The sequence below is a fragment of the Kitasatospora sp. NPDC051914 genome, assembly GCF_040680995.1.
In the GTDB taxonomy this organism is placed as follows: domain Bacteria; phylum Actinomycetota; class Actinomycetes; order Streptomycetales; family Streptomycetaceae; genus Kitasatospora.
This window is the reverse complement of sequence record NZ_JBFAXX010000021.1, coordinates 1-18,970: the sequence shown is the minus strand read 5'-3', so window position 1 is coordinate 18,970 and position 18,970 is coordinate 1. Positions and strand designations below refer to the sequence as shown.

Sequence of the window (18,970 nt, the reverse complement as noted above, 5' to 3'; positions counted from 1 at the left end):
CCGTCAGCCGCGGGCCGGCTCGGCGGCGCGGGCGGGCACGGCCAGGTGGCGGCCGACCCGGCGGACGAGCATCGACATCTCGTAGGCGATCTGGCCGACGTCGGCCTGCGGGTCGCAGAGCACGGCCAGGCAGCTGCCCTCGCCGGCCGGGGTGACGAAGAGGAAGGCCTCCTCCAGCATCACCATGGTCTGCCGGACGCCGCCCGCCGCGAAACGGTTGCCGACCCCGCGGGCGAGGCTGTGGAAGCCGGAGCAGACGGCGGCGAGGTGGTCGACGTCCTCGGTGCTCATGCCGGCGGAGGCGGCGGTGGGCAGGCCGTCCGAGGAGAGCAGCACGGCCTGGCGGACGTGCTCGGTGCGGTCGGCCAGGTCCTCCAGCAGCCAGTCCAGGCCGCCGCTGCCCTGCTCGGTGGTCTCGGGCGTGCTCATCGTTCGTCCTCCGGGTGGTGCGGGGTACGGGCGTCGGCGGTCCGGCCCCGGTCGAGGCCGCGCTGGAACGCGCCGAAGAGGGCGCCCATCTGCTCGGCCGAGATCTCGGCGGGTGCTCGGGCGGGCGCCCCGGCGGCCGGGTCCGGCTCGGTGCCGGGTGCGGTGTCCGGGGCCTTCAGCTGGGGGGCGAGGGAGGCCTGGCGGGTGCGGGTGGGCAGGGCGCGCCGCATCGGCAGGACGGCGGCGCCCTGGGTGTCGGCGGGTTCCGGCCCGGCCTCCGGTGCGGGCAGCGGTTCGGGCCGCGGCCCGGGACCGGGGTCCGGCCCGGGCTCGGGCGGGTCGGCGAGGACGGTCCTCGGCATCAGGACGACGGCGGTGGTGCCGCCGTACGGCGAGCGGCGCAGCGACACCTCGAAGCCGTGCCGCCGGGCGAGCCGGCCGGTGACGAACAGGCCGAGCCGCTCGGTGCGGGTGGGGTCGAACTCCTGCGGCTCGGCGAGGGTGCGGTTGGCGGCGGCGAGCTCGTCCTCGTCCATGCCGAGGCCGCGGTCGTCGATCTCCAGGACGCAGCCGTGGGCGGCCTCGCCGGCCCGCATGGTGACCTGGGTGTGCGGGGGCGAGAAGGCGGTGGCGTTCTCGATGAGTTCGGCGACCAGGTGGGCGAGGTCGGCGACGGCGGGGCCGGCGACGAAGACCGGCGGCATCGGCGGGACGACCACCCGCTCGTACTCCTCGACGGCGCCGACCGCGGAGCCGACGACCTCGACCAGCGGGACGGGCCTGCGCCACATCCGGCCGGGGGCGGCACCGGAGAGGATGATCAGGCCCTCGGCGTGGCGACGCATCCGGGTGGCGAGGTGGTCGACGCGGAAGAGGTCGGCGAGCTCGTCGGGGTCGGTGGCGCGGCGCTCCATGGCGTCGAGCAGTTTGAGCTGGCGGTGGACGAGGGCCTGGCTGCGGCGGGCGATGTTGACGAAGACGCCGGAGATGCCGGAGCGCAGCCGGGCCTGTTCGACGGCGGCCTCCACTGCGGCGCGGCGGGCGTGGTTGAGGGCGCGGCCGAGGTCGCCGATCTCGTCCTCGTTCTCCCCGGCGGCGAAGGCGAGACGGGGGGCGGCCCGTTCCACGTCGACGGTCTCGCCGGCGGCGAGGCGGCGCACGACGTCGGGGAGCTGGCGGTTGGCGAGCCGGTCGGCGGCGATCCGCAGCCGGGCGAGCCGGCGGGTGATCCGGCGGCCGGTGCGCACCGAGTACCAGACGGAGAGCACCACGGCGAGCAGTCCGGCGCCGCCGGCGAGGCCGGCCTTCAGCAGCTGGTCGCCGGCGTAGGCGCGGCCGCGGGCGGCCGAGTTGAGGGCGGCGTCCTTGCACAGCTCCATGTAGCGGCGGACGACCGGGTCCATGGTGGTGCGCCAGCCCCCGCGGTCGACGGCGCGGGCGGCCCCGTCGGCGCCGGACTCCAGGACGCCGTCCTCGGCGCGCACCAGGGCGGTGTACCGGGGGTCGGCGGCGAAGGCCTCGAAGGCGGCCCGGGAGTCGGCGGGCAGCGCGGCGACGTAGGTGCGCTGGAAGATCCTGCGGTCCTCGACGGCGGCGGTGAAGGCGCGGAACTGTGCGGGGGTGAAGGAGCCGGCGGCCCGGGCGCCGGAGCCGAGGGCGTCCTCGCGGGAGACGAATTCACGGACCCGGACGAGTTCGATCACGGTCTGCGCCTCGCGGGCGAGCCGGCCGGCCTGCAGTGCGGTGAGCGCGGACTGGACGGCGAAGGCGGGTTCGACGGCGGCGGTGTACCGGTCGACCGCGGTGTCCCAGGCGAGGGAGCGGGTGATGACGGCCTGGCGGAGCGGGGCGAGGCCGTCGGCGGCGGTGAGCATCGCCGTGAGGGTGTCCCGCTGCTCGGCGGTGAGTTCGTCCTGCCGGTCGGGGTCCTCGGCGGCGGCCCGCATGGCGCGGACCTTCTCGTCGGTGGCCCGTTCCTGCGCGGTGTACGCGGCGAGGGCGGTCGGGTCGCCGCCGGAGCCGAGGTACTCGGCGGCCAGCCGGCGCTCGATCTGCATCTGGCCGACGGCGGTGTCCACGGGGCTGCCGAAGTACCCGTAGGCGTCCTTGAGCCGGACGAGGGCGCGCAGGTCGCCGGTCATGGAGACCATGGCGAAGGTCCACAGGCCGACCAGGGCGACCAGGGGGATCAGCACCAGGGCGATGATCCGGGTACGGATGGTGCGGGGGCGGCGCGGGAGGGCACGGCCGAGGCGTCTGGGCATGGTCTCCCTCGGGGTCCCGGGGCTTGGACTGCGCCAAGTTACCCGCCCGTAGCGCCCCGGTCCCCCGGCGGGTTGTGAAGCTTCCGTGGAGATACCGCGGGCCGGGCCCGCGCGGCCTGGCCGATCCGGCCGCACCGTACGATGGAGCGGTACGTCTGGTACCTGCACAGGACTGGAACGGGAAGCAATGACGAGGGCCGAGCGGTGAGCGCGTCCGACAATGCCCCGGCCCTCGGGCCGACCGACCCCTTCGGCGATCCGCTGGACCCGGAGAACCGGCCCGCCCGGCTCGCCGTCGGCGTGGTCGGCACCGGCCGGGTCGGCCCCGCACTGGGCGCCGCCCTGCAGCTGGCCGGCCACAAGGTGGTCGCCGCCTCCGGGGTCTCGGCGGCCTCCCGCCGCCGTGCCGAGGCGCTGCTGCCCGGGGTCCGGCTGGTCTCCCCGCCGCAGGTGCTGGCCGCCGCCGACCTGGTGCTGCTGACCGTGCCCGACGACGCGCTGGCCGACCTGGTGGCCGGGCTGGCCGCGACCGGGGCGATCCGCCCCGGCCAGATCGTGGTGCACACCTCCGGCGCGCACGGCGTCGCCGTCCTGGAGCCGGCCGTCCGCGCGGGGGCGCTGCCGCTGGCCCTGCACCCCGCGATGACCTTCACCGGCACCTCCGTGGACCTCGCCCGGCTGGCCGGCTGCCCGTTCGGCGTGACCGCGCCCGACGAGCTGCGGCCGGTCGCCGAGGCGCTGGTCGTGGAGATGGGCGGCGAGCCGGAGTGGGTGCCCGAGGAGGTCCGCCCGCTCTACCACACGGCGCTCGCGCACGGCGCGAACCACCTGGTCACCCTGGTCGCGCAGGCGATGGAGCTGCTGCGCGGCGCCGGGGTCGCCGAGCCCGGGCAGCTGCTCGGGCCGCTGCTCGGCGCGGCCCTGGACAACGCGCTGCGGTCCGGCGACGCCGCACTCACCGGCCCGGTCGCCCGCGGCGACGCCGGGACGGTCCGGCGGCACCTGCAGCAGCTGCACACGGTGTCCCCGGACATCGGGCAGGCGTACCGCGCGATGGCCCGGGCCACCGCGCAGCGGGCGGTCCGGGGCGGATCGCTCAAGGAAGGGGCGGCGGCGTCGCTGCTCGACGTACTGAACGAGGAGACCCCCTGATGGCACGCGGCAAGCAGCCGGCGAAGGCCCCCCGCACCACCGTGCTCACGCGGACGGTCGGCGAGTTCGAGGCGGCGTTCTGGCCGGACGAGCAGCCGGTGGACAACGCGGTCGTGATGACCATGGGCGCGCTGCACGCCGGCCACGCCGCACTGGTGCGGGCGGCCCGCAAGCAGGTCGGCCGGGACGGCCGGGTGGCGGTGACGGTCTTCGTCAACCCGCTGCAGTTCGGCGCCGGCGAGGACCTCGACCGCTACCCGCGCACCCTGGACGCCGACCTCGAGCTCGCCCGCGAGATGGGCGCCGACGTGGTCTTCGCCCCGACCGTCGAGGAGATGTACCCGAACGGCGAGCCGCTGGTGCGGCTGTCCGCGGGCCCGATGGGCGACGGCTTCGAGGGCGCCGCCCGCCCGGGCCACTTCGACGGCGTGCTGACGGTCGTCGCCAAGCTGCTGCACATCACCGACCCGGACTTCGCCTTCTTCGGCGAGAAGGACGCCCAGCAGCTGGCGATCATCCGCCGGATGGTCGCCGACCTGGACTTCGACGTGGAGATCGTCGGCGTCCCGACCGTCCGCGAGGAGGACGGGCTGGCGCTCTCCTCCCGCAACCGCTTCCTCTCCGACACCGAGCGCGGCCACGCACTGGCCCTGTCCAGGGCGCTGTTCGCCGGCCGCGACGCGGGCGCCAAGGGTGCGAAGGCGGTCCGCGAGGCGGCCGCCGACGTCCTGGACGGCGCCGAAGGTGTCACCCTTGACTACCTCGCCCTGATCGACCCGGACTCCTTCACCGAGGCGCCGGACGACTTCACGGGCGAGGCGGTACTGGCCGTGGCCGCCAAGGTGGGTCCGACCCGCCTGATCGACAACGTCGGCGTCATCGTCCGGTAGCACCACCGCGTTCGGCCCCCCGTAGGCATGCACTCTCCCCCGGCCCGGCCGGGGGTCCCACCAGGAGGCGTGACCAGATGCTCCGCACCATGCTCAAGTCCAAGATCCACCGGGCCACCGTGACCCAGGCCGACCTGCACTACGTCGGCTCCGTCACCGTCGACGAGGACCTCCTCGACGCCGCGGACCTGCTCCCCGGCGAGCTCGTCCACATCGTCGACATCAACAACGGCGCCCGCCTGGAGACGTACACCATCGCGGGCCCGCGCGGCTCCGGCGTGATCGGCATCAACGGTGCCGCCGCCCGCCTGGTGCACCCCGGCGACCTGGTGATCCTCATCGCGTACGGCCAGATGGACACCGCCGAGGCCAAGGCGTACCTGCCCAAGGTCGTCTTCGTCGACGGGGACAACCGGATCACCGGCATGGGCGGAGACCCGGCCGAGGCGCCCGAGGGCAGTGGCCTGCTCCGCGGCGACCGGGCGTACCGTGATGCGGACGGCGCGACTGCCGACGCCGCGCGCTGAAGGAGCAAGTGAAGCCATGCCGTACCGCCTGACCGCCCCCGCCCCGGGCTGGACCGCGACCACCGACGTCGTCGTGGTCGGCTCCGGCGTCGCGGGCCTGACCGTCGCGCTCAACGTCCGCCGAGCCGGCCTGCGGGCCACGGTGGTCACCAAGGCGATGCTGGACGACGGCTCCACCCGCTGGGCCCAGGGCGGCATCGCCGCCGCCCTGGGCGAGGGCGACACCCCCGAGCAGCACCTCGACGACACCCTGGTCGCCGGCGCCGGCCTGTGCGACGAGGACGCGGTGCGCACCCTCGTCACCGAGGGCCCGGACGCCGTGCGCCGGCTCATCGCCGTCGGCGCCGCCTTCGACCAGGACGAGGACGGCTCGATCCTGCTCACCCGCGAGGGCGGCCACCACCGCCGCCGGATCGCGCACGCCGGCGGCGACGCCACCGGCGCGGAGATATCCCGCGCACTGGTCGCCGCCGTCCGCAACGACCCGGGCATCGAGCTGATCGAGCACGCGCTCGTCCTCGACCTGCTCACCGACGCCGACGGGCACGCCGCCGGCCTCACCCTGCACGTCATGGGCGAGGGCCAGCGGGACGGCGTCGGCGCCATCCGGGCCCGCGCCGTGGTGCTCGCCACCGGCGGCATGGGCCAGGTCTTCTCCGCGACCACCAACCCGGCGGTCTCCACCGGCGACGGCGTCGCCCTCGCGCTGCGCGCCGGGGCCGAGGTCGCCGACCTGGAGTTCGTCCAGTTCCATCCGACCGTGCTCTGGCTCGGCGCCGAGGCCGAGGGCCAGCAGCCGCTGGTCTCCGAGGCCGTCCGCGGCGAGGGCGCACACCTGGTCGACGCCTCCGGCGAGCGCTTCATGCTCGGGCAGCACGAACTCGCCGAGCTCGCCCCGCGCGACATCGTCGCCAAGGCGATCACCCGGCAGATGCAGCTGCGCGGCACCGAGCACATGTACCTGGACGGCCGGCACTTCGGCGCCGAGATGTGGGAGCACCGCTTCCCGACCATCCTCGCCTCCTGCCGGGCCCACGGCATCGACCCGGTCACCGACCTGATCCCGGTCGCCCCCGCCGCCCACTACGCCTCCGGCGGCGTGCGCACCGACCTCACCGGCCGCACCACCGTGCCCGGCCTGTACGCCTGCGGAGAGGTCGCCTGCACCGGCGTGCACGGCGCCAACCGGCTCGCCTCCAACTCCCTGCTGGAGGGCCTGGTCTTCGCCGAACGGATCGCCGCCGACCTGGCCGCGCGGCACGCCGCCGGCGACCTGCCCGAGCGGGCCGTCGACGTCGCCGCCGCCCTGGACGCCCGCACCGTGCCGCTGCTGGCCCCCGAGGCGCGCGCCGACATCCAGCGGCTGATGTCCCGCGGGGCCGGCGTGCTGCGCTCGGCCGAGTCGATGGCCGCCACCGCCGAGGGCCTCGCCGTCCTCGCCCGGGAGGCCTCCGCCTACCTGGACGAGGGCAAGCCGGCCGACCCCCGGGTGGAGACCTGGGAGGCCGCCAACCTGCACCTGGTCGCCACCGCACTGGTCACCGCCGCGGCCCGCCGCGAGGAGACCCGCGGCTGCCACTGGCGCGAGGACTTCCCCGACCGTGACGACGCCCGCTGGCAGCACCACCTGGTCACCACCCTCGACGCCGACGGACACCCGTGCGTACAGGGGTGACCCCGCCCCCCGGCGTGACCCAGCCAATCAACTAGGAGCACCACGATGACCCACGACGAACTTCCGCTCGCCTCCGCCGGCGGCTGCGGCGACGGCTGCGCCTGCGGCGAGGGCGAGGCGTACGAGACCGGGCTGGACCCGGCGCTGGCGGCGCTGCTGGAGGAGGCCGGCCTGGACCCGGTCGAGGTCGAGGACGTCGCGATGCTCGCGCTCGGCGAGGACCTGGCCGGCGGGGAGGACGTCACCTCGGTGGCCACCGTCCCGGCGGACGCCGTCGCCACCGCCGACTTCACCGCCCGGCAGGCCGGCGTGGTGGCGGGCCTGCGGGTCGCCGAGGCCGTGGTCTCGCTGGTCTGCGAGGAGGAGTTCGAGGTCGAGCGGCACGTCGAGGACGGCGCCCGGGTCGAGGCCGGCCAGGTGCTGCTCTCCGTCCGCAGCCGCACCCGCGACCTGCTGACCGCCGAGCGCAGCGCGCTGAACCTGCTCTGCCACCTGTCCGGCATCGCCACCGCCACCCGGGCCTGGGCGGACGCCCTGGAGGGCACCGGCGCGGTCGTCCGGGACACCCGCAAGACCACGCCCGGCCTGCGCGCGCTGGAGAAGTTCGCGGTCCGCTGCGGCGGCGGCGCCAACCACCGGATGGCGCTGTCCGACGCCGCGCTGGTGAAGGACAACCACGTGGTGGCGGCCGGCGGTGTGGCGGAGGCCTTCCGCGCGGTGCGGGCCGCGTACCCGGACCTCGCGGTCGAGGTCGAGGTCGACACCGTGGAGCAGATCGCGCCGGTGCTGGAGGCCGGGGCGGACCTGATCCTGCTCGACAACTTCACCGTGCCGCAGCTCAAGGAGGCGGTCGCCCTGGTCGGCGGCCGGGCGAAGCTGGAGGCGTCCGGCGGACTGACCCTGGCCACCGCGCGCGAGGTCGCAGAGACTGGTGTCGACTACCTGGCCGTCGGGGCCCTGACGCACTCGTCGCCCGTCCTCGACATCGGCCTGGACCTCCGCGCCTGACCCCGCCTCAACAGAAAGCCATCCTGTGCTCCTCACCATCGACGTCGGCAACACCCAGACCACGCTCGGCCTGTTCGACGGCGAGGACATCGTCGAACACTGGCGGATCTCCACCGACCCGCGGCGCACCGCGGACGAGCTGGCGGTGCTGTTGCAGGGTCTGATGGGCGCTCATCCCATCGTGTCCGCCGAGGACAAGGTGGCGGGGCTGTCGATCTGTTCGTCCGTGCCCGCCGTGCTCCACGAACTCCGCGAGGTGACGCGCCGTTACTACGGCGACGTGCCCGCGGTGATCGTGGAGCCCGGGGTGAAGACCGGGGTGCACGTCCTGATGGACAACCCCAAGGAGGTCGGCGCCGACCGCATCGTCAACGCGCTGGCCGCCAACCACCTCTACGGCGGCCCGTGCATCGTGGTGGACTTCGGCACCGCGACCACCTTCGACGCCGTGAACGCCCGCGGGGACTACGTGGGCGGTGCGATCGCACCGGGCATCGAGATCTCGGTGGAGGCGCTCGGCATGCGCGGCGCACAGCTCCGCAAGATCGAGTTGGCCCGCCCCCGCAACGTCATCGGCAAGAACACCGTTGAAGGGATGCAGTCCGGCATCCTGTACGGCTTCGCCGGGCAGGTCGACGGGCTGGTCAACCGGATGGCCCGGGAACTCGCCAAGGACCCGGACGACGTCCAGGTGATCGCCACCGGCGGTCTGGCCCCGCTGGTCCTCGGCGAGGCCGAGACCGTGGACGTGCACGAGCCCTGGCTCACCCTGATCGGCCTCCGGCTGATCTGGGAGCGCAACAAGCCCTGAACGGGCCCTGCGACCAATGCTGCTGACGGTCGGTCGGACACGGTACCGGCCGTCGGCAGGTCGGATCAGCGGCAGATACGCCAATCGGGACAACTGCGGCGCCAATCGCCCGAAATCGGACGTACGCCACGTACTGTCACCTCATGCCTACGCCACACGGATCGCGCGGCGGCATGGCCTTCAGCGCCGACGAAGTCCGCGTGCTGCGCCGCGCCCTCGCCCAAGCCCTCCACCCGGTCCTGCCCGACCGCCTGCACCCGCCCGTCCCGTCCGCCGCGCCGTGGGCGGAGGACGTCCACGAGGCACTGCAGCTGACCGAGTCCATCGACGAGGCGGTCCGCGAGGGCGGGCGGCTGCGCAGTTTCCTGCTCGCCGACCTGGCCCGCTACCGCGCGGCCCTGCCCGGCAGTGCGCGCGGCTACCTGGAACAGCTGGAGGAGGCCGTCACGGACGGATACCTCCCCACCCCCGACGACCTCTCCGCGCTGCGCTCGCTCTCCCGGCTGCCCTGCGGCCCCGCCGAACACGCCCGCCGCTCGCGGCTGGCCGGCCGGTGCCACGCGCTGGCCGAGGCCGAGGTCCGCGAGCGGCTCTCGCTCACCTCCGGCCAGCGCCACCTGGCGGCCGTCCCGAGCCCGGCGGCCGAGCCCCTGCCCGCCACCCACCTTGGAGGACGCGTCCCGATGAGCAGCAACCCCAGGCCGCCGGCCGACGGCGAGCAGCCGCGGCCCCACCGGATGCCCACCCCCGCCGAACTCTTCGGCCGCCGCCCCAAGGCCAAGCAGCAGCCCCAGCCGCCCGCCCCCGAGGACGAGGACACCGAGCTCGCCACCGGCACCGGCTGAGACCCCCGTTCGGCGGCGGCCCCGGAGCGTCCCCGCGGCGCTCCGGGGCCGCCGCGCGAAACCCGTGCGGGAGCGCGGCCCGGCGGTGGCTACCCTTGTGGGGTGAGCGATCAGACCACCGTCAACGCGACCGACGACCTCCCCGAGCAGATGCGCGTGCGGCGCGACAAGCTGGACCGGCTCCGGGCGGCCGGCGTCGACCCCTACCCGGTCGGCTTCCCCCGTACGTCCACCATTGCCGACCTCCGCGCCAAGCACCCCGACCTCCCCGCGGACACCGCGACCGGCGAGCGGGTCGGCATCACCGGCCGCGTCATCCTGGCCCGCACCGGCGGCAAGCTCTGCTTCGCCACGCTGCGCGACGGCTCGGGCGACCTCCAGGTGATGCTGTCGCTCGACAAGCTGGGCGAGGAGCGGCTGGCGGCCTGGAAGACCGACATCGACCTCGGCGACCAGGTCGGCGTGGAGGGCGAGGTCATCACCTCCCGCCGCGGCGAGCTGAGCGTGATGGTGGACCGCTGGGAACTCACCGCGAAGTGCCTGCGCCCGCTGCCGGACAAGCACAAGGGCCTGACCGACCCGGAGGCCCGGGTCCGCCAGCGGTACGTGGACCTGATCGTGAACCCCGAGGCGCGCGAGATGCTCCAGCTGCGCACCCGGGTGATCCGCTCGATCCGCCGCACCTACGAGGACCGCGGCTACCTCGAGGTCGAGACCCCGATGCTGCAGCCGATCCACGGCGGCGCCAACGCCCGCCCGTTCAAGACGCACATCAACGCCTACGACATCGAGCTCTACCTGCGCATCGCGACCGAGCTCTACCTCAAGCGCCTGGTGGTCGGCGGCGCCGAGAAGGTCTTCGAGATCAACCGGAACTTCCGCAACGAGGGCGCCGACGCGACCCACAACCCGGAGTTCACCGCCCTGGAGTCGTACGAGGCCTACGGCGACTACGACACCCAGGCCGAGCTGATCCGCGCGATCATCGTCAACGCCGCCCGGGACGCCCTCGGCACCACCGTGGTCAAGGGCGTCGGCCCGGACGGCCAGGAGCACGAGATCGACCTCGCCGAGCCCTGGGAGGAGGTCTCGGTCTACCCGGGCATCTCCGCGCACCTCGGCACCGAGATCACCCCGGAGACGTCGGTCGAGGAGCTGCGCAAGCTCGCCGACGGCGCCGGCGTGCCGTGGGAGAAGGAGTGGGGCCACGGCCAGATCGTCCTGGAGATGATCGAGCGCCTGCTGGAGCACCACGCGATCCGGCCGACCTTCATCCGGGACTACCCGACCGAGGTCTCCCCGCTGACCCGCCAGCACCGCTCGATCCCGGGCGTCGCGGAGAAGTGGGACCTGGTGATCTTCGGTACCGAGATCGGCACCGCCTACTCCGAGCTGATCGACCCGGTCGAGCAGCGCGCCCGCCTGACCGCCCAGTCGCTGCTGGCGGCCGGCGGCGACGTCGAGGCGATGCAGCTGGACGAGGACTTCCTGCGCGCCCTGGAGTACGCGATGCCGCCCACCGGCGGCCTCGGCCTCGGCGTGGACCGCCTGATCATGCTGCTCACCGGCAAGAACATCCGCGAGACGGTGCTCTTCCCCCTGGTGAAGCCCGAGGCCAAGAGCAGCGGCGCCGCCGCTGCGGACGACGCAGAAGCAGAAGAGGAGTGACCTGATGGACTACGTCAGCGCGATCGTGCCGCCGCTGGTCATGGCGATCGGCTTCGGATTCCTGGTGCGGGCGATCATCCGCAGCCAGGGCGGCGCCCAGAAGGCCAAGGAGGACGCCGCCGCCGACGCGATGGCCGCCACGACCGGACGCGCCGCGGAATAGCCGCTGCGGGCCCTCAGGACACCACCGGCGCGCCGCCGCCCCCGCCACGGGGGTGGCGGCGCGCCGGTCCGCTTGCCGAATCGCCGACTTTGTCCGAATCAGTTCCTATCCTGGCCGGACTATGGTGCGGCAACTCGGAGAACTCGAGAACGACATCATGACCAGGGTCTGGCAGTGGAACCGCCCGGTCACGGTTCGCGAGGTTCTGCAGGATCTGCGGACGGAACGCGATATCGCGTACACCACGGTGATGACCGTGCTCGACAAGCTGTACAGAAAGGGCTGGTTGCGGCGGGAACAGGCCGGCCGGGCCTATCGATATGAGCCGGTCTCCTCGCGCGAGGCGTACACCGCCGCCCTGATGAACGACGCCTGGGCGACGAGCGACAATCCGGCCGCCGCGCTCGTCCACTTCTTCGGGCTGATGTCGCCGGAGCAGCGCGAGGCACTGCGGGACGCCCTCCGGGTGGCCGCCGTGCTGCCCGCCGGACCGGAGCGCCCGGAGCACGGCCGGGGCACCGGGGAGACCGGGGGTGCCGCGGCACGATAACGTCCCGGCATGGAGGTCACCATCCGCCGGGCGCGGACCACCGACGTGCGGGCCGTAAGGGCACTCATCGACGCCTACTCGCGCGACGGCATTCTGCTCGACAAGCCCACGGTCACGCTGTTCGAATCCGTGCAGGAGTTCTGGGTGGCCGAACGCGACGACACCGGAACGGTGGTCGCCTGCGGTGCGCTGCACGTGATGTGGGAGGACCTGGCCGAGGTCCGCACCCTGGCGGTGGACCCGTCCTGCAAGGGACTGGGCCTCGGACACCTGCTGCTGGAGAAGCTGCTGCAGACCGCGCGGTGGCTCGGCGTCCGTCGGATTTTCTGCTTGACGTTCGAGGTGGCGTTCTTCGCGAAACACGGTTTCGTCGAGATCGGGGAAACCGACGATCGTACGTCGGACCCGGCGGCCGTGGCCACGGAAGTCTATGAAGAACTGTTGCGCTCGTACGATGAAGGAGTCGCGGAGTTCCTTGACCTGGAGCGGGTGAAGCCGAACACCTTGGGCAACTCACGCATGCTGCTGCGCCTCTGAGCGCGCCCTTGTGAGCCTTGCGTGACGCATCCCGATCGGGTAGGGGTTTGTGTTTTCCGGGAAAAGGCGGTTTCCTTTGCCTAGGCAATGACTCGTTTACTCGGAAAGGGAAGCCCGTGGCACAGAGGGTGCAGGTCATTCTTGAAGACGATCTCGACGGCGGCTCCGCGGACGAGACCGTGATGTTCGCGCTCGACGGCGTTGCCTACGAGATCGACCTGAAGAGCGACAACGCCGAGAAGCTCCGCGATCTGCTGGCCCCGTACGTGGAGAAGGGCCGCAAGCAGAGCGGCCGGATCGCCGGCGGCCGCCGCAGCAGCACCGGCGGCCGCAGCACCGGCCGGTCGGCCGCCTCCGGCGCCGACACCGCCAAGATCCGCAGCTGGGCCAAGGAGAACGGCCTGGAGATCAACGACCGTGGTCGCGTCCCGAGCGACATCAAGGCGCAGTACGACAAGGCGCACGCGTCCTGAGGGACGGCTGCGCGGCCGGGCCCCGGCGCACCGGAACCGGCCGATCGCCTGCCGTTGTCATGGCAGGTGCATGATCGGCCGGTCCGATGACGGGCGGCGGGAGCACCCCGGGCTGTGCAACGCTGTAGGGAGCGGAACGGCTTCGCGGGAGGCGTCCGACCGGCGGTACCCGCAGGCCCCGCCGACCGCCCGACCGAGGGCGGGCGGCCTGATGCGCCGTCATTCCCGCCGCGCCGACCGGCGCTCCGGGCCGGACTTCTCGCCAGGCGAACAGCGCCACCGGGGAAACTGCGCGAATCTCCCCCGGATACCGGGTATGAATGCAGGCGGGCGGGGTCGCAGGGCCCCGGCCGAGGCAGTTCGCGCGGCCGGCCGTCCCATCACCGGGGCCTCTGTTCGCCGATGGCGTAGCGGTCATCGGGTGCATCGGGGCCCCCTGTGGGAACACCGTCTCCCAGCATCAGGTTGGGATTGGTGTCGGCTGGTCGCGCAGCATGAGGTCCCCACGCGAGTGGGGTTGTCCGTGGGCCGCGCCGCTGAGCGGGACTAGCATGCGGAAGGACAGGGCGGGGACGGACCCCGAACTGGCCGACCGCTCTGAGGAGCGAAACGATGTTCGAAAGGTTCACCGACCGCGCGCGGCGGGTTGTCGTCCTGGCTCAGGAAGAAGCCCGGATGCTCAACCACAACTACATCGGCACCGAGCACATCCTCCTGGGTCTGATCCACGAGGGTGAGGGTGTCGCCGCCAAGGCCCTGGAGAGCCTCGGGATCTCGCTCGAGGCGGTCCGGCAGCAGGTCGAGGAGATCATCGGCCAGGGGCAGCAGGCCCCGTCCGGCCACATCCCCTTCACACCCCGGGCGAAGAAGGTCCTGGAGCTGTCGCTCCGCGAGGCCCTTCAGCTCGGCCACAACTACATCGGCACCGAGCACATCCTGCTCGGCCTGATCCGCGAGGGCGAGGGCGTCGCCGCCCAGGTCCTGGTGAAGCTGGGCGCCGATCTCAACCGGGTCCGGCAGCAGGTCATCCAGCTGCTCTCCGGTTACTCCGGCGGCGGCAAGGAGTCCGCGACCGCCGGCGGCCCCGCCGAGGGCACCCCCTCCACCTCGCTGGTCCTCGACCAGTTCGGCCGCAACCTGACGCAGGCCGCCCGCGAGGCCAAGCTCGACCCGGTGATCGGGCGCGAGAAGGAGATCGAGCGGGTCATGCAGGTGCTCTCCCGCCGCACCAAGAACAACCCGGTGCTGATCGGCGAGCCCGGCGTCGGCAAGACCGCCGTCGTCGAGGGCCTGGCCCAGGCGATCGTCAAGGGCGAGGTCCCGGAGACGCTCAAGGACAAGCAGCTCTACACCCTGGACCTCGGCGCCCTGGTCGCCGGCTCCCGGTACCGCGGTGACTTCGAGGAGCGCCTGAAGAAGGTGCTCAAGGAGATCCGCACCCGCGGCGACATCATCCTGTTCATCGACGAGCTGCACACCCTGGTCGGCGCGGGCGCCGCCGAGGGCGCCATCGACGCCGCCAGCATCCTCAAGCCGATGCTGGCCCGCGGCGAGCTGCAGACCATCGGTGCCACCACGCTCGACGAGTACCGCAAGCACCTGGAGAAGGACGCCGCGCTGGAGCGCCGCTTCCAGCCGATCCAGGTCGCCGAGCCGTCGCTGCCGCACACCATCGAGATCCTCAAGGGCCTGCGCGACCGGTACGAGGCGCACCACCGCGTCTCGATCACCGACGCCGCCCTGGTCGCCGCCGCCACCCTGGCCGACCGGTACATCTCGGACCGCTTCCTGCCGGACAAGGCGATCGACCTGATCGACGAGGCCGGCTCCCGGATGCGCATCCGCCGGATGACCGCGCCGCCGGACCTGCGCGAGTTCGACGAGAAGATCGCCGAGGTCCGCCGCGAGAAGGAGAGCGCGATCGACGCGCAGGACTTCGAGAAGGCCGCCTCGCTGCGCGACGACGAGAAGCAGCTGCTCACCGCGAAGGCCAAGCGGGAGAAGGAGTGGAAGGCCGGCGACATGGACGTCGTCGCCGAGGTGGACGAGGAGCTCATCGCCGAGGTCCTGGCCACCGCCACCGGCATCCCGGTCTTCAAGCTGACCGAGGAGGAGTCCTCCCGCCTGCTGCGCATGGAGGACGAGCTGCACAAGCGCGTCATCGGCCAGAAGGACGCCATCAAGGCGCTCTCCCAGGCCATCCGGCGCACCCGTGCGGGCCTCAAGGACCCGAAGCGCCCCGGTGGCTCGTTCATCTTCGCCGGTCCGTCCGGTGTCGGTAAGACCGAGCTGTCCAAGACGCTGGCGGAGTTCCTGTTCGGCGACGAGGACGCACTGATCGCGCTCGACATGTCCGAGTTCTCGGAGAAGCACACGGTCTCCCGGCTGTTCGGCTCCCCGCCCGGCTACGTGGGCTACGAGGAGGGCGGCCAGCTGACCGAGAAGGTGCGCCGCAAGCCGTTCTCCGTCGTCCTCTTCGACGAGGTGGAGAAGGCCCACCCGGACATCTTCAACTCGCTGCTGCAGATCCTGGAGGACGGCCGCCTGACCGACTCCCAGGGCCGCGTGGTCGACTTCAAGAACACGGTCATCATCATGACCACCAACCTCGGCACCCGGGACATCTCCAAGGGCTTCAACCTGGGCTTCGCGGCCACGGGCGACGCCCAGAGCGGGTACGAGCGGATGAAGGCGAAGGTCAGCGAGGAGCTCAAGCAGCACTTCCGGCCGGAGTTCCTGAACCGTGTCGACGACATCGTGGTCTTCCACCAGCTGTCCGAGGACGACATCATCCAGATCGTCGACCTCATGATCGCCAAGGTGGACCAGCGCCTGAAGGACCGCGACATGGGCCTGGAGCTCAGCGTCGAGGCCAAGAAGCTGCTGGCGAAGAAGGGCTACGACCCCATCCTGGGCGCCCGTCCGCTGCGCCGGACGATCCAGCGGGAGATCGAGGACCACCTGTCCGAGAAGATCCTCTTCGGCGAGCTGCGCGCCGGCCACATCGTGGTCGTCGGCACCGAGGGCGAGGGCAAGGACGCGAAGTTCACCTTCCGCGGCGAGGAGAAGTCGCCGGTGGCCGACACTCCGGCCGCCGTGGGCTCGCCCGGCCCGGACCTGACGAAGTAACCGGTAGTACGCAAAAGGACTCGGCCCCGACGGGAACGTCGGGGCCGAGTCCTTTTCAGTTTCAAAACTGTTTAGACATCCATAACCTGTGATTTCGCCCCGTCCGGCGCCCCGCCGGGGCGACACGCACGCTGGTACGGGTGCGATGGATGCCCTGAACTGCAGGCAAGGCTTTACTCTTGACTGACCGTCAGTTGATCACAGCCGCCGGAGGATAGCGTCGTGATCATGCATGGTCAAGGTCTTTCTTTTTCCCGGTGGCTTGGATCAAATGTCGTCCACCTGTCTTTCATTGGTTCGCCGGCGGGCCAAGAGCATGCCGGCAAGGGGAGGACGTCACCACGTTGAAGATATCCAAGAGGGCCGCTGCGGCCACTGCTGCCATCGCGGTCACGGCCGCGCTGGGCACGGGCCTGCTGCCCGGGACGGCCACCGCCGCCACTCCGGCCCCCGTCACGCACGACCCTGCCGATGCGCAGGCGCTCAAGGTCGACCACGACCTGCCGGGCCCGCTGACCGAGAAGGTCGAGGCCGAGCAGAAGGCCGCCACCGAGCAGCTCCTGGCGGGCACCGCCAAGATCGAGAAGCACGGCAGCAGCACCTCGGTGAAGCTGGGCCGCGACAAGTACGTCGAGCTTGCCCGTGAGCGCACGGACAAGATCTTCACGATCCTCGTCGAGTTCGGCGACCAGGTGGACAACACCACCACCACGGCCGACGGCAAGGTCAAGTACGGCGGCCAGCCCGGCCCGGCGCACAACCTGATCGCGCAGCCGGACCGCACCAAGGACAACTCCACCGCCTGGCGTGCCGATTACAACCAGAAGCACTACCAGGACCTGTACTTCTCCCGTGACGGCGACTCGCTGAAGACCTTCTACGAGAAGCAGTCCTCGGGCCGCTACTCGGTCGACGGCCAGGTCACCGACTGGGTGAAGGTGCCGTGGAACGAGGCCCGTTACGGCTCGGACTACTGCGGCCAGCACGTCTGCAACAACGCGCAGGACCTGATCCGCGACGGCATCAACGCCTGGGTCGCCGACCAGAAGGCCAAGGGCCAGACGGACGAGCAGATCAAGGCCACCATCGCGCAGTACGACCAGTGGGACCGGTACGACTTCGACCACGACGGCAACTTCAACGAGCCCGACGGTTACATCGACCACTTCCAGATCGTGCACGCCGGTGAGGACCAGTCCGCCGGCGGCGGCGTCCAGGGCACCGACGCGCTCTGGGCCCACCGCAGCTACGCGTACGGCGCCCTCGCGGGCAAGTCCGGCCCCGACAACAACAAGCTCGGTGGCACCCAGGTCGGCACCAGCGGCCTCTGGGTCGGCGACTACACCATGCAGCCCGAGAACGGCGGCCTCGGTGTCTTCGCCCACGAGTACGGCCACGACCTCGGCCTGCCGGACCTGTACGACACCACCGGCAAGGACGACAACTCGGTCGGCTTCTGGTCGCTGATGTCCTCCGGTTCCTGGCTGGGCGACGGCAAGTCCGAGATCGGTGACAAGCCGGGCGACCTCGACGCCTGGAGCAAGCTGCAGCTCGGCTGGCTGAACTACGACAAGGCCAACGCCAACAAGCTGTCCTTCCACTGGACCGGTCCGGCGGAGTTCAACACCAAGCGCCCGCAGGCCGTGGTGGTTGACCTCCCGAAGAAGACCGTCACCACCGAGATCAACACCCCGTTCGCGGGTGCCAACGAGTGGTGGAGCGGCAGCGCGGACGACCTGAACGTCTCGCTGGTGCGTGATGTCGACCTGACCGGCAAGACCTCGGCGACCCTGTCCGCCAAGGCCTGGTACGACATCGAGCAGGACTACGACTACGGCTACGCCGAGGTCTCCACCGACGGCGGCGCCCACTGGACCGCCCTCGACGGCACCTTCAACGGCACGCCGCTGCAGAAGGACGGCGGCGACGCCCCGGCCCTCACCGGCAACTCGGGCGGCAAGTGGGGCGACCTGTCCTACTCGCTGAACGCCTACGCCGGCAAGGCCGTCAAGGTCCGCTTCCACTACACCACCGACGGCGGCCTGCACATGAAGGGCCTCGCGCTGGACAACATCGCGGTCACCGCCGACGGTTCCGCGCTGTTCAGCGACGACGCCGAGCAGGGCGACAACGGCTGGACCGCCACCGGTTTCTCGCGCATCACGGGCAAGTTCTCCAAGGACTACGCCCAGTACTACATCGTCGAGAACCGTCAGTACGTGTCCTACGACACCACGCTGAAGACCGGTCCGTACGTGTTCGGTTCCGCGGCCCGCCCGGACTGGGTGGACCACTACCAGAACCAGAACGGCATCCTGATCTGGCTGTGGGACACCTCGCAGTCCGACAACAACGTCACCGACCACCCGGGCTCCGGCCTGGTCCTGCCGGTCGACTCCCACCCGACCCCGATCAAGTGGGCCGACGGCACTGTGATGCGCTCGCGCATCCAGGGCTACGACTCCACCTTCGGGTTCGAGAAGACCGACGGTCTGCAGCTGCACCGCGCCGACGTGCTCACCAGCATCCCGAGCGCGCCCGGCGTCAGCACCTTCAACGACCACACCAAGAAGTACTGGGACGAGAAGACCCCGTACAGCAGTGTGAAGGTGCCGGACACCCGCACGGCGATCGACGTCCTGTGGAACAGCTCCAACAAGCTGGAGACCATCCTGATGGTCCGCCCGGCCTTCTGATCGGCACCCTCGGGTACTGACAGCTGAAACGGCGTCGGGGGGGGGGGGGGGCGGCGGGGGGGCGGGGGGCCGCGGGGTGGGCCCCCCGGGGGCCCGCCCGGCCGGGCGGGGCGGGGGGCGGACGGGCACGCCGCGCACCCCGAACAACCACAA

General features: G+C 71.9%; 16 protein-coding genes. 14 read left to right on the top strand and 2 right to left on the bottom strand.

All coding sequences use genetic code 11. From position 1 onward, the window contains the following. Positions 1-3 precede the first annotated feature (3 nt). Positions 4-429 (bottom strand): roadblock/LC7 domain-containing protein, encoded by a 426-nt coding sequence (locus tag AB0M03_RS15790; RefSeq protein ID WP_363492059.1) that lies wholly within the window; start codon positions 427-429, stop codon positions 4-6. Next, entirely contained in the window at positions 426-2,693 is a 2,268-nt protein-coding gene (locus tag AB0M03_RS15785) for a nitrate- and nitrite sensing domain-containing protein (RefSeq protein WP_363492057.1), read from the bottom strand. Before AB0M03_RS15785 ends, AB0M03_RS15790 begins: the two co-directional genes overlap by 4 nt. A gap of 204 nt (positions 2,694-2,897) precedes the next feature. Here AB0M03_RS15785 and AB0M03_RS15780 point away from each other — a divergent pair, with 204 nt between their 5' ends. From AB0M03_RS15780 to AB0M03_RS15715, 14 genes are all read left to right on the top strand, one after another. After that, entirely contained in the window at positions 2,898-3,845 is a 948-nt protein-coding gene (locus AB0M03_RS15780; protein ID WP_363492056.1) for a DUF2520 domain-containing protein, read from the top strand. Then, positions 3,845-4,735 carry a pantoate--beta-alanine ligase gene (panC, locus tag AB0M03_RS15775; protein WP_363492054.1) on the top strand — a complete coding sequence of 297 codons (891 nt, stop codon included), beginning with the start codon at positions 3,845-3,847 and terminating at the stop codon, positions 4,733-4,735. Before AB0M03_RS15780 ends, panC begins: the two co-directional genes overlap by 1 nt. Before the next feature lie 77 nt (positions 4,736-4,812). Beyond that, a complete protein-coding gene (gene panD, locus AB0M03_RS15770) occupies positions 4,813-5,262 on the top strand; it encodes an aspartate 1-decarboxylase (RefSeq protein ID WP_363492053.1) in 450 nt (149 codons plus the stop codon). Between the two features lie 16 nt (positions 5,263-5,278). Next, complete coding sequence (locus AB0M03_RS15765) at positions 5,279-6,937, top strand: L-aspartate oxidase (RefSeq protein WP_363492052.1); 1,659 nt, start codon at positions 5,279-5,281, stop codon at positions 6,935-6,937. A 45-nt stretch (positions 6,938-6,982) separates the two neighbouring features. Continuing rightward, the gene (gene nadC, locus AB0M03_RS15760) at positions 6,983-7,945 is read left to right on the top strand and encodes a carboxylating nicotinate-nucleotide diphosphorylase (protein WP_363492051.1); all 963 of its coding nucleotides are present in this window, start codon (positions 6,983-6,985) and stop codon (positions 7,943-7,945) included. 25 nt (positions 7,946-7,970) lie between these two features. Then, positions 7,971-8,756, top strand: a complete 786-nt coding sequence (locus tag AB0M03_RS15755) for a type III pantothenate kinase (RefSeq protein ID WP_363492050.1) — start codon at positions 7,971-7,973, stop codon at positions 8,754-8,756. Between the two features lie 143 nt (positions 8,757-8,899). Beyond that, complete coding sequence (locus AB0M03_RS15750) at positions 8,900-9,601, top strand: hypothetical protein (protein ID WP_363492048.1); 702 nt, start codon at positions 8,900-8,902, stop codon at positions 9,599-9,601. A gap of 102 nt (positions 9,602-9,703) precedes the next feature. After that, entirely contained in the window at positions 9,704-11,269 is a 1,566-nt protein-coding gene (gene lysX / locus AB0M03_RS15745; protein WP_363492047.1) for a bifunctional lysylphosphatidylglycerol synthetase/lysine--tRNA ligase LysX, read from the top strand. A 4-nt stretch (positions 11,270-11,273) separates the two neighbouring features. Then, positions 11,274-11,432, top strand: coding sequence for a hypothetical protein (locus tag AB0M03_RS15740; RefSeq protein ID WP_363492046.1), 159 nt, complete (start codon positions 11,274-11,276; stop codon positions 11,430-11,432). A gap of 121 nt (positions 11,433-11,553) precedes the next feature. Next, positions 11,554-11,982 carry a BlaI/MecI/CopY family transcriptional regulator gene (locus tag AB0M03_RS15735; RefSeq protein WP_363492045.1) on the top strand — a complete coding sequence of 143 codons (429 nt, stop codon included), beginning with the start codon at positions 11,554-11,556 and terminating at the stop codon, positions 11,980-11,982. A gap of 9 nt (positions 11,983-11,991) precedes the next feature. Further along, entirely contained in the window at positions 11,992-12,519 is a 528-nt protein-coding gene (locus AB0M03_RS15730) for an amino-acid N-acetyltransferase (protein ID WP_363492044.1), read from the top strand. A 116-nt stretch (positions 12,520-12,635) separates the two neighbouring features. Continuing rightward, entirely contained in the window at positions 12,636-12,992 is a 357-nt protein-coding gene (locus AB0M03_RS15725) for an Lsr2 family protein (RefSeq protein WP_363492043.1), read from the top strand. A gap of 612 nt (positions 12,993-13,604) precedes the next feature. Continuing rightward, positions 13,605-16,121, top strand: a complete 2,517-nt coding sequence (locus AB0M03_RS15720) for an ATP-dependent Clp protease ATP-binding subunit (RefSeq protein WP_363492042.1) — start codon at positions 13,605-13,607, stop codon at positions 16,119-16,121. 344 nt (positions 16,122-16,465) lie between these two features. Next, positions 16,466-18,817 carry an immune inhibitor A domain-containing protein gene (locus AB0M03_RS15715; RefSeq protein ID WP_363492041.1) on the top strand — a complete coding sequence of 784 codons (2,352 nt, stop codon included), beginning with the start codon at positions 16,466-16,468 and terminating at the stop codon, positions 18,815-18,817. The last annotated feature ends 153 nt before the right edge of the window (positions 18,818-18,970 follow it).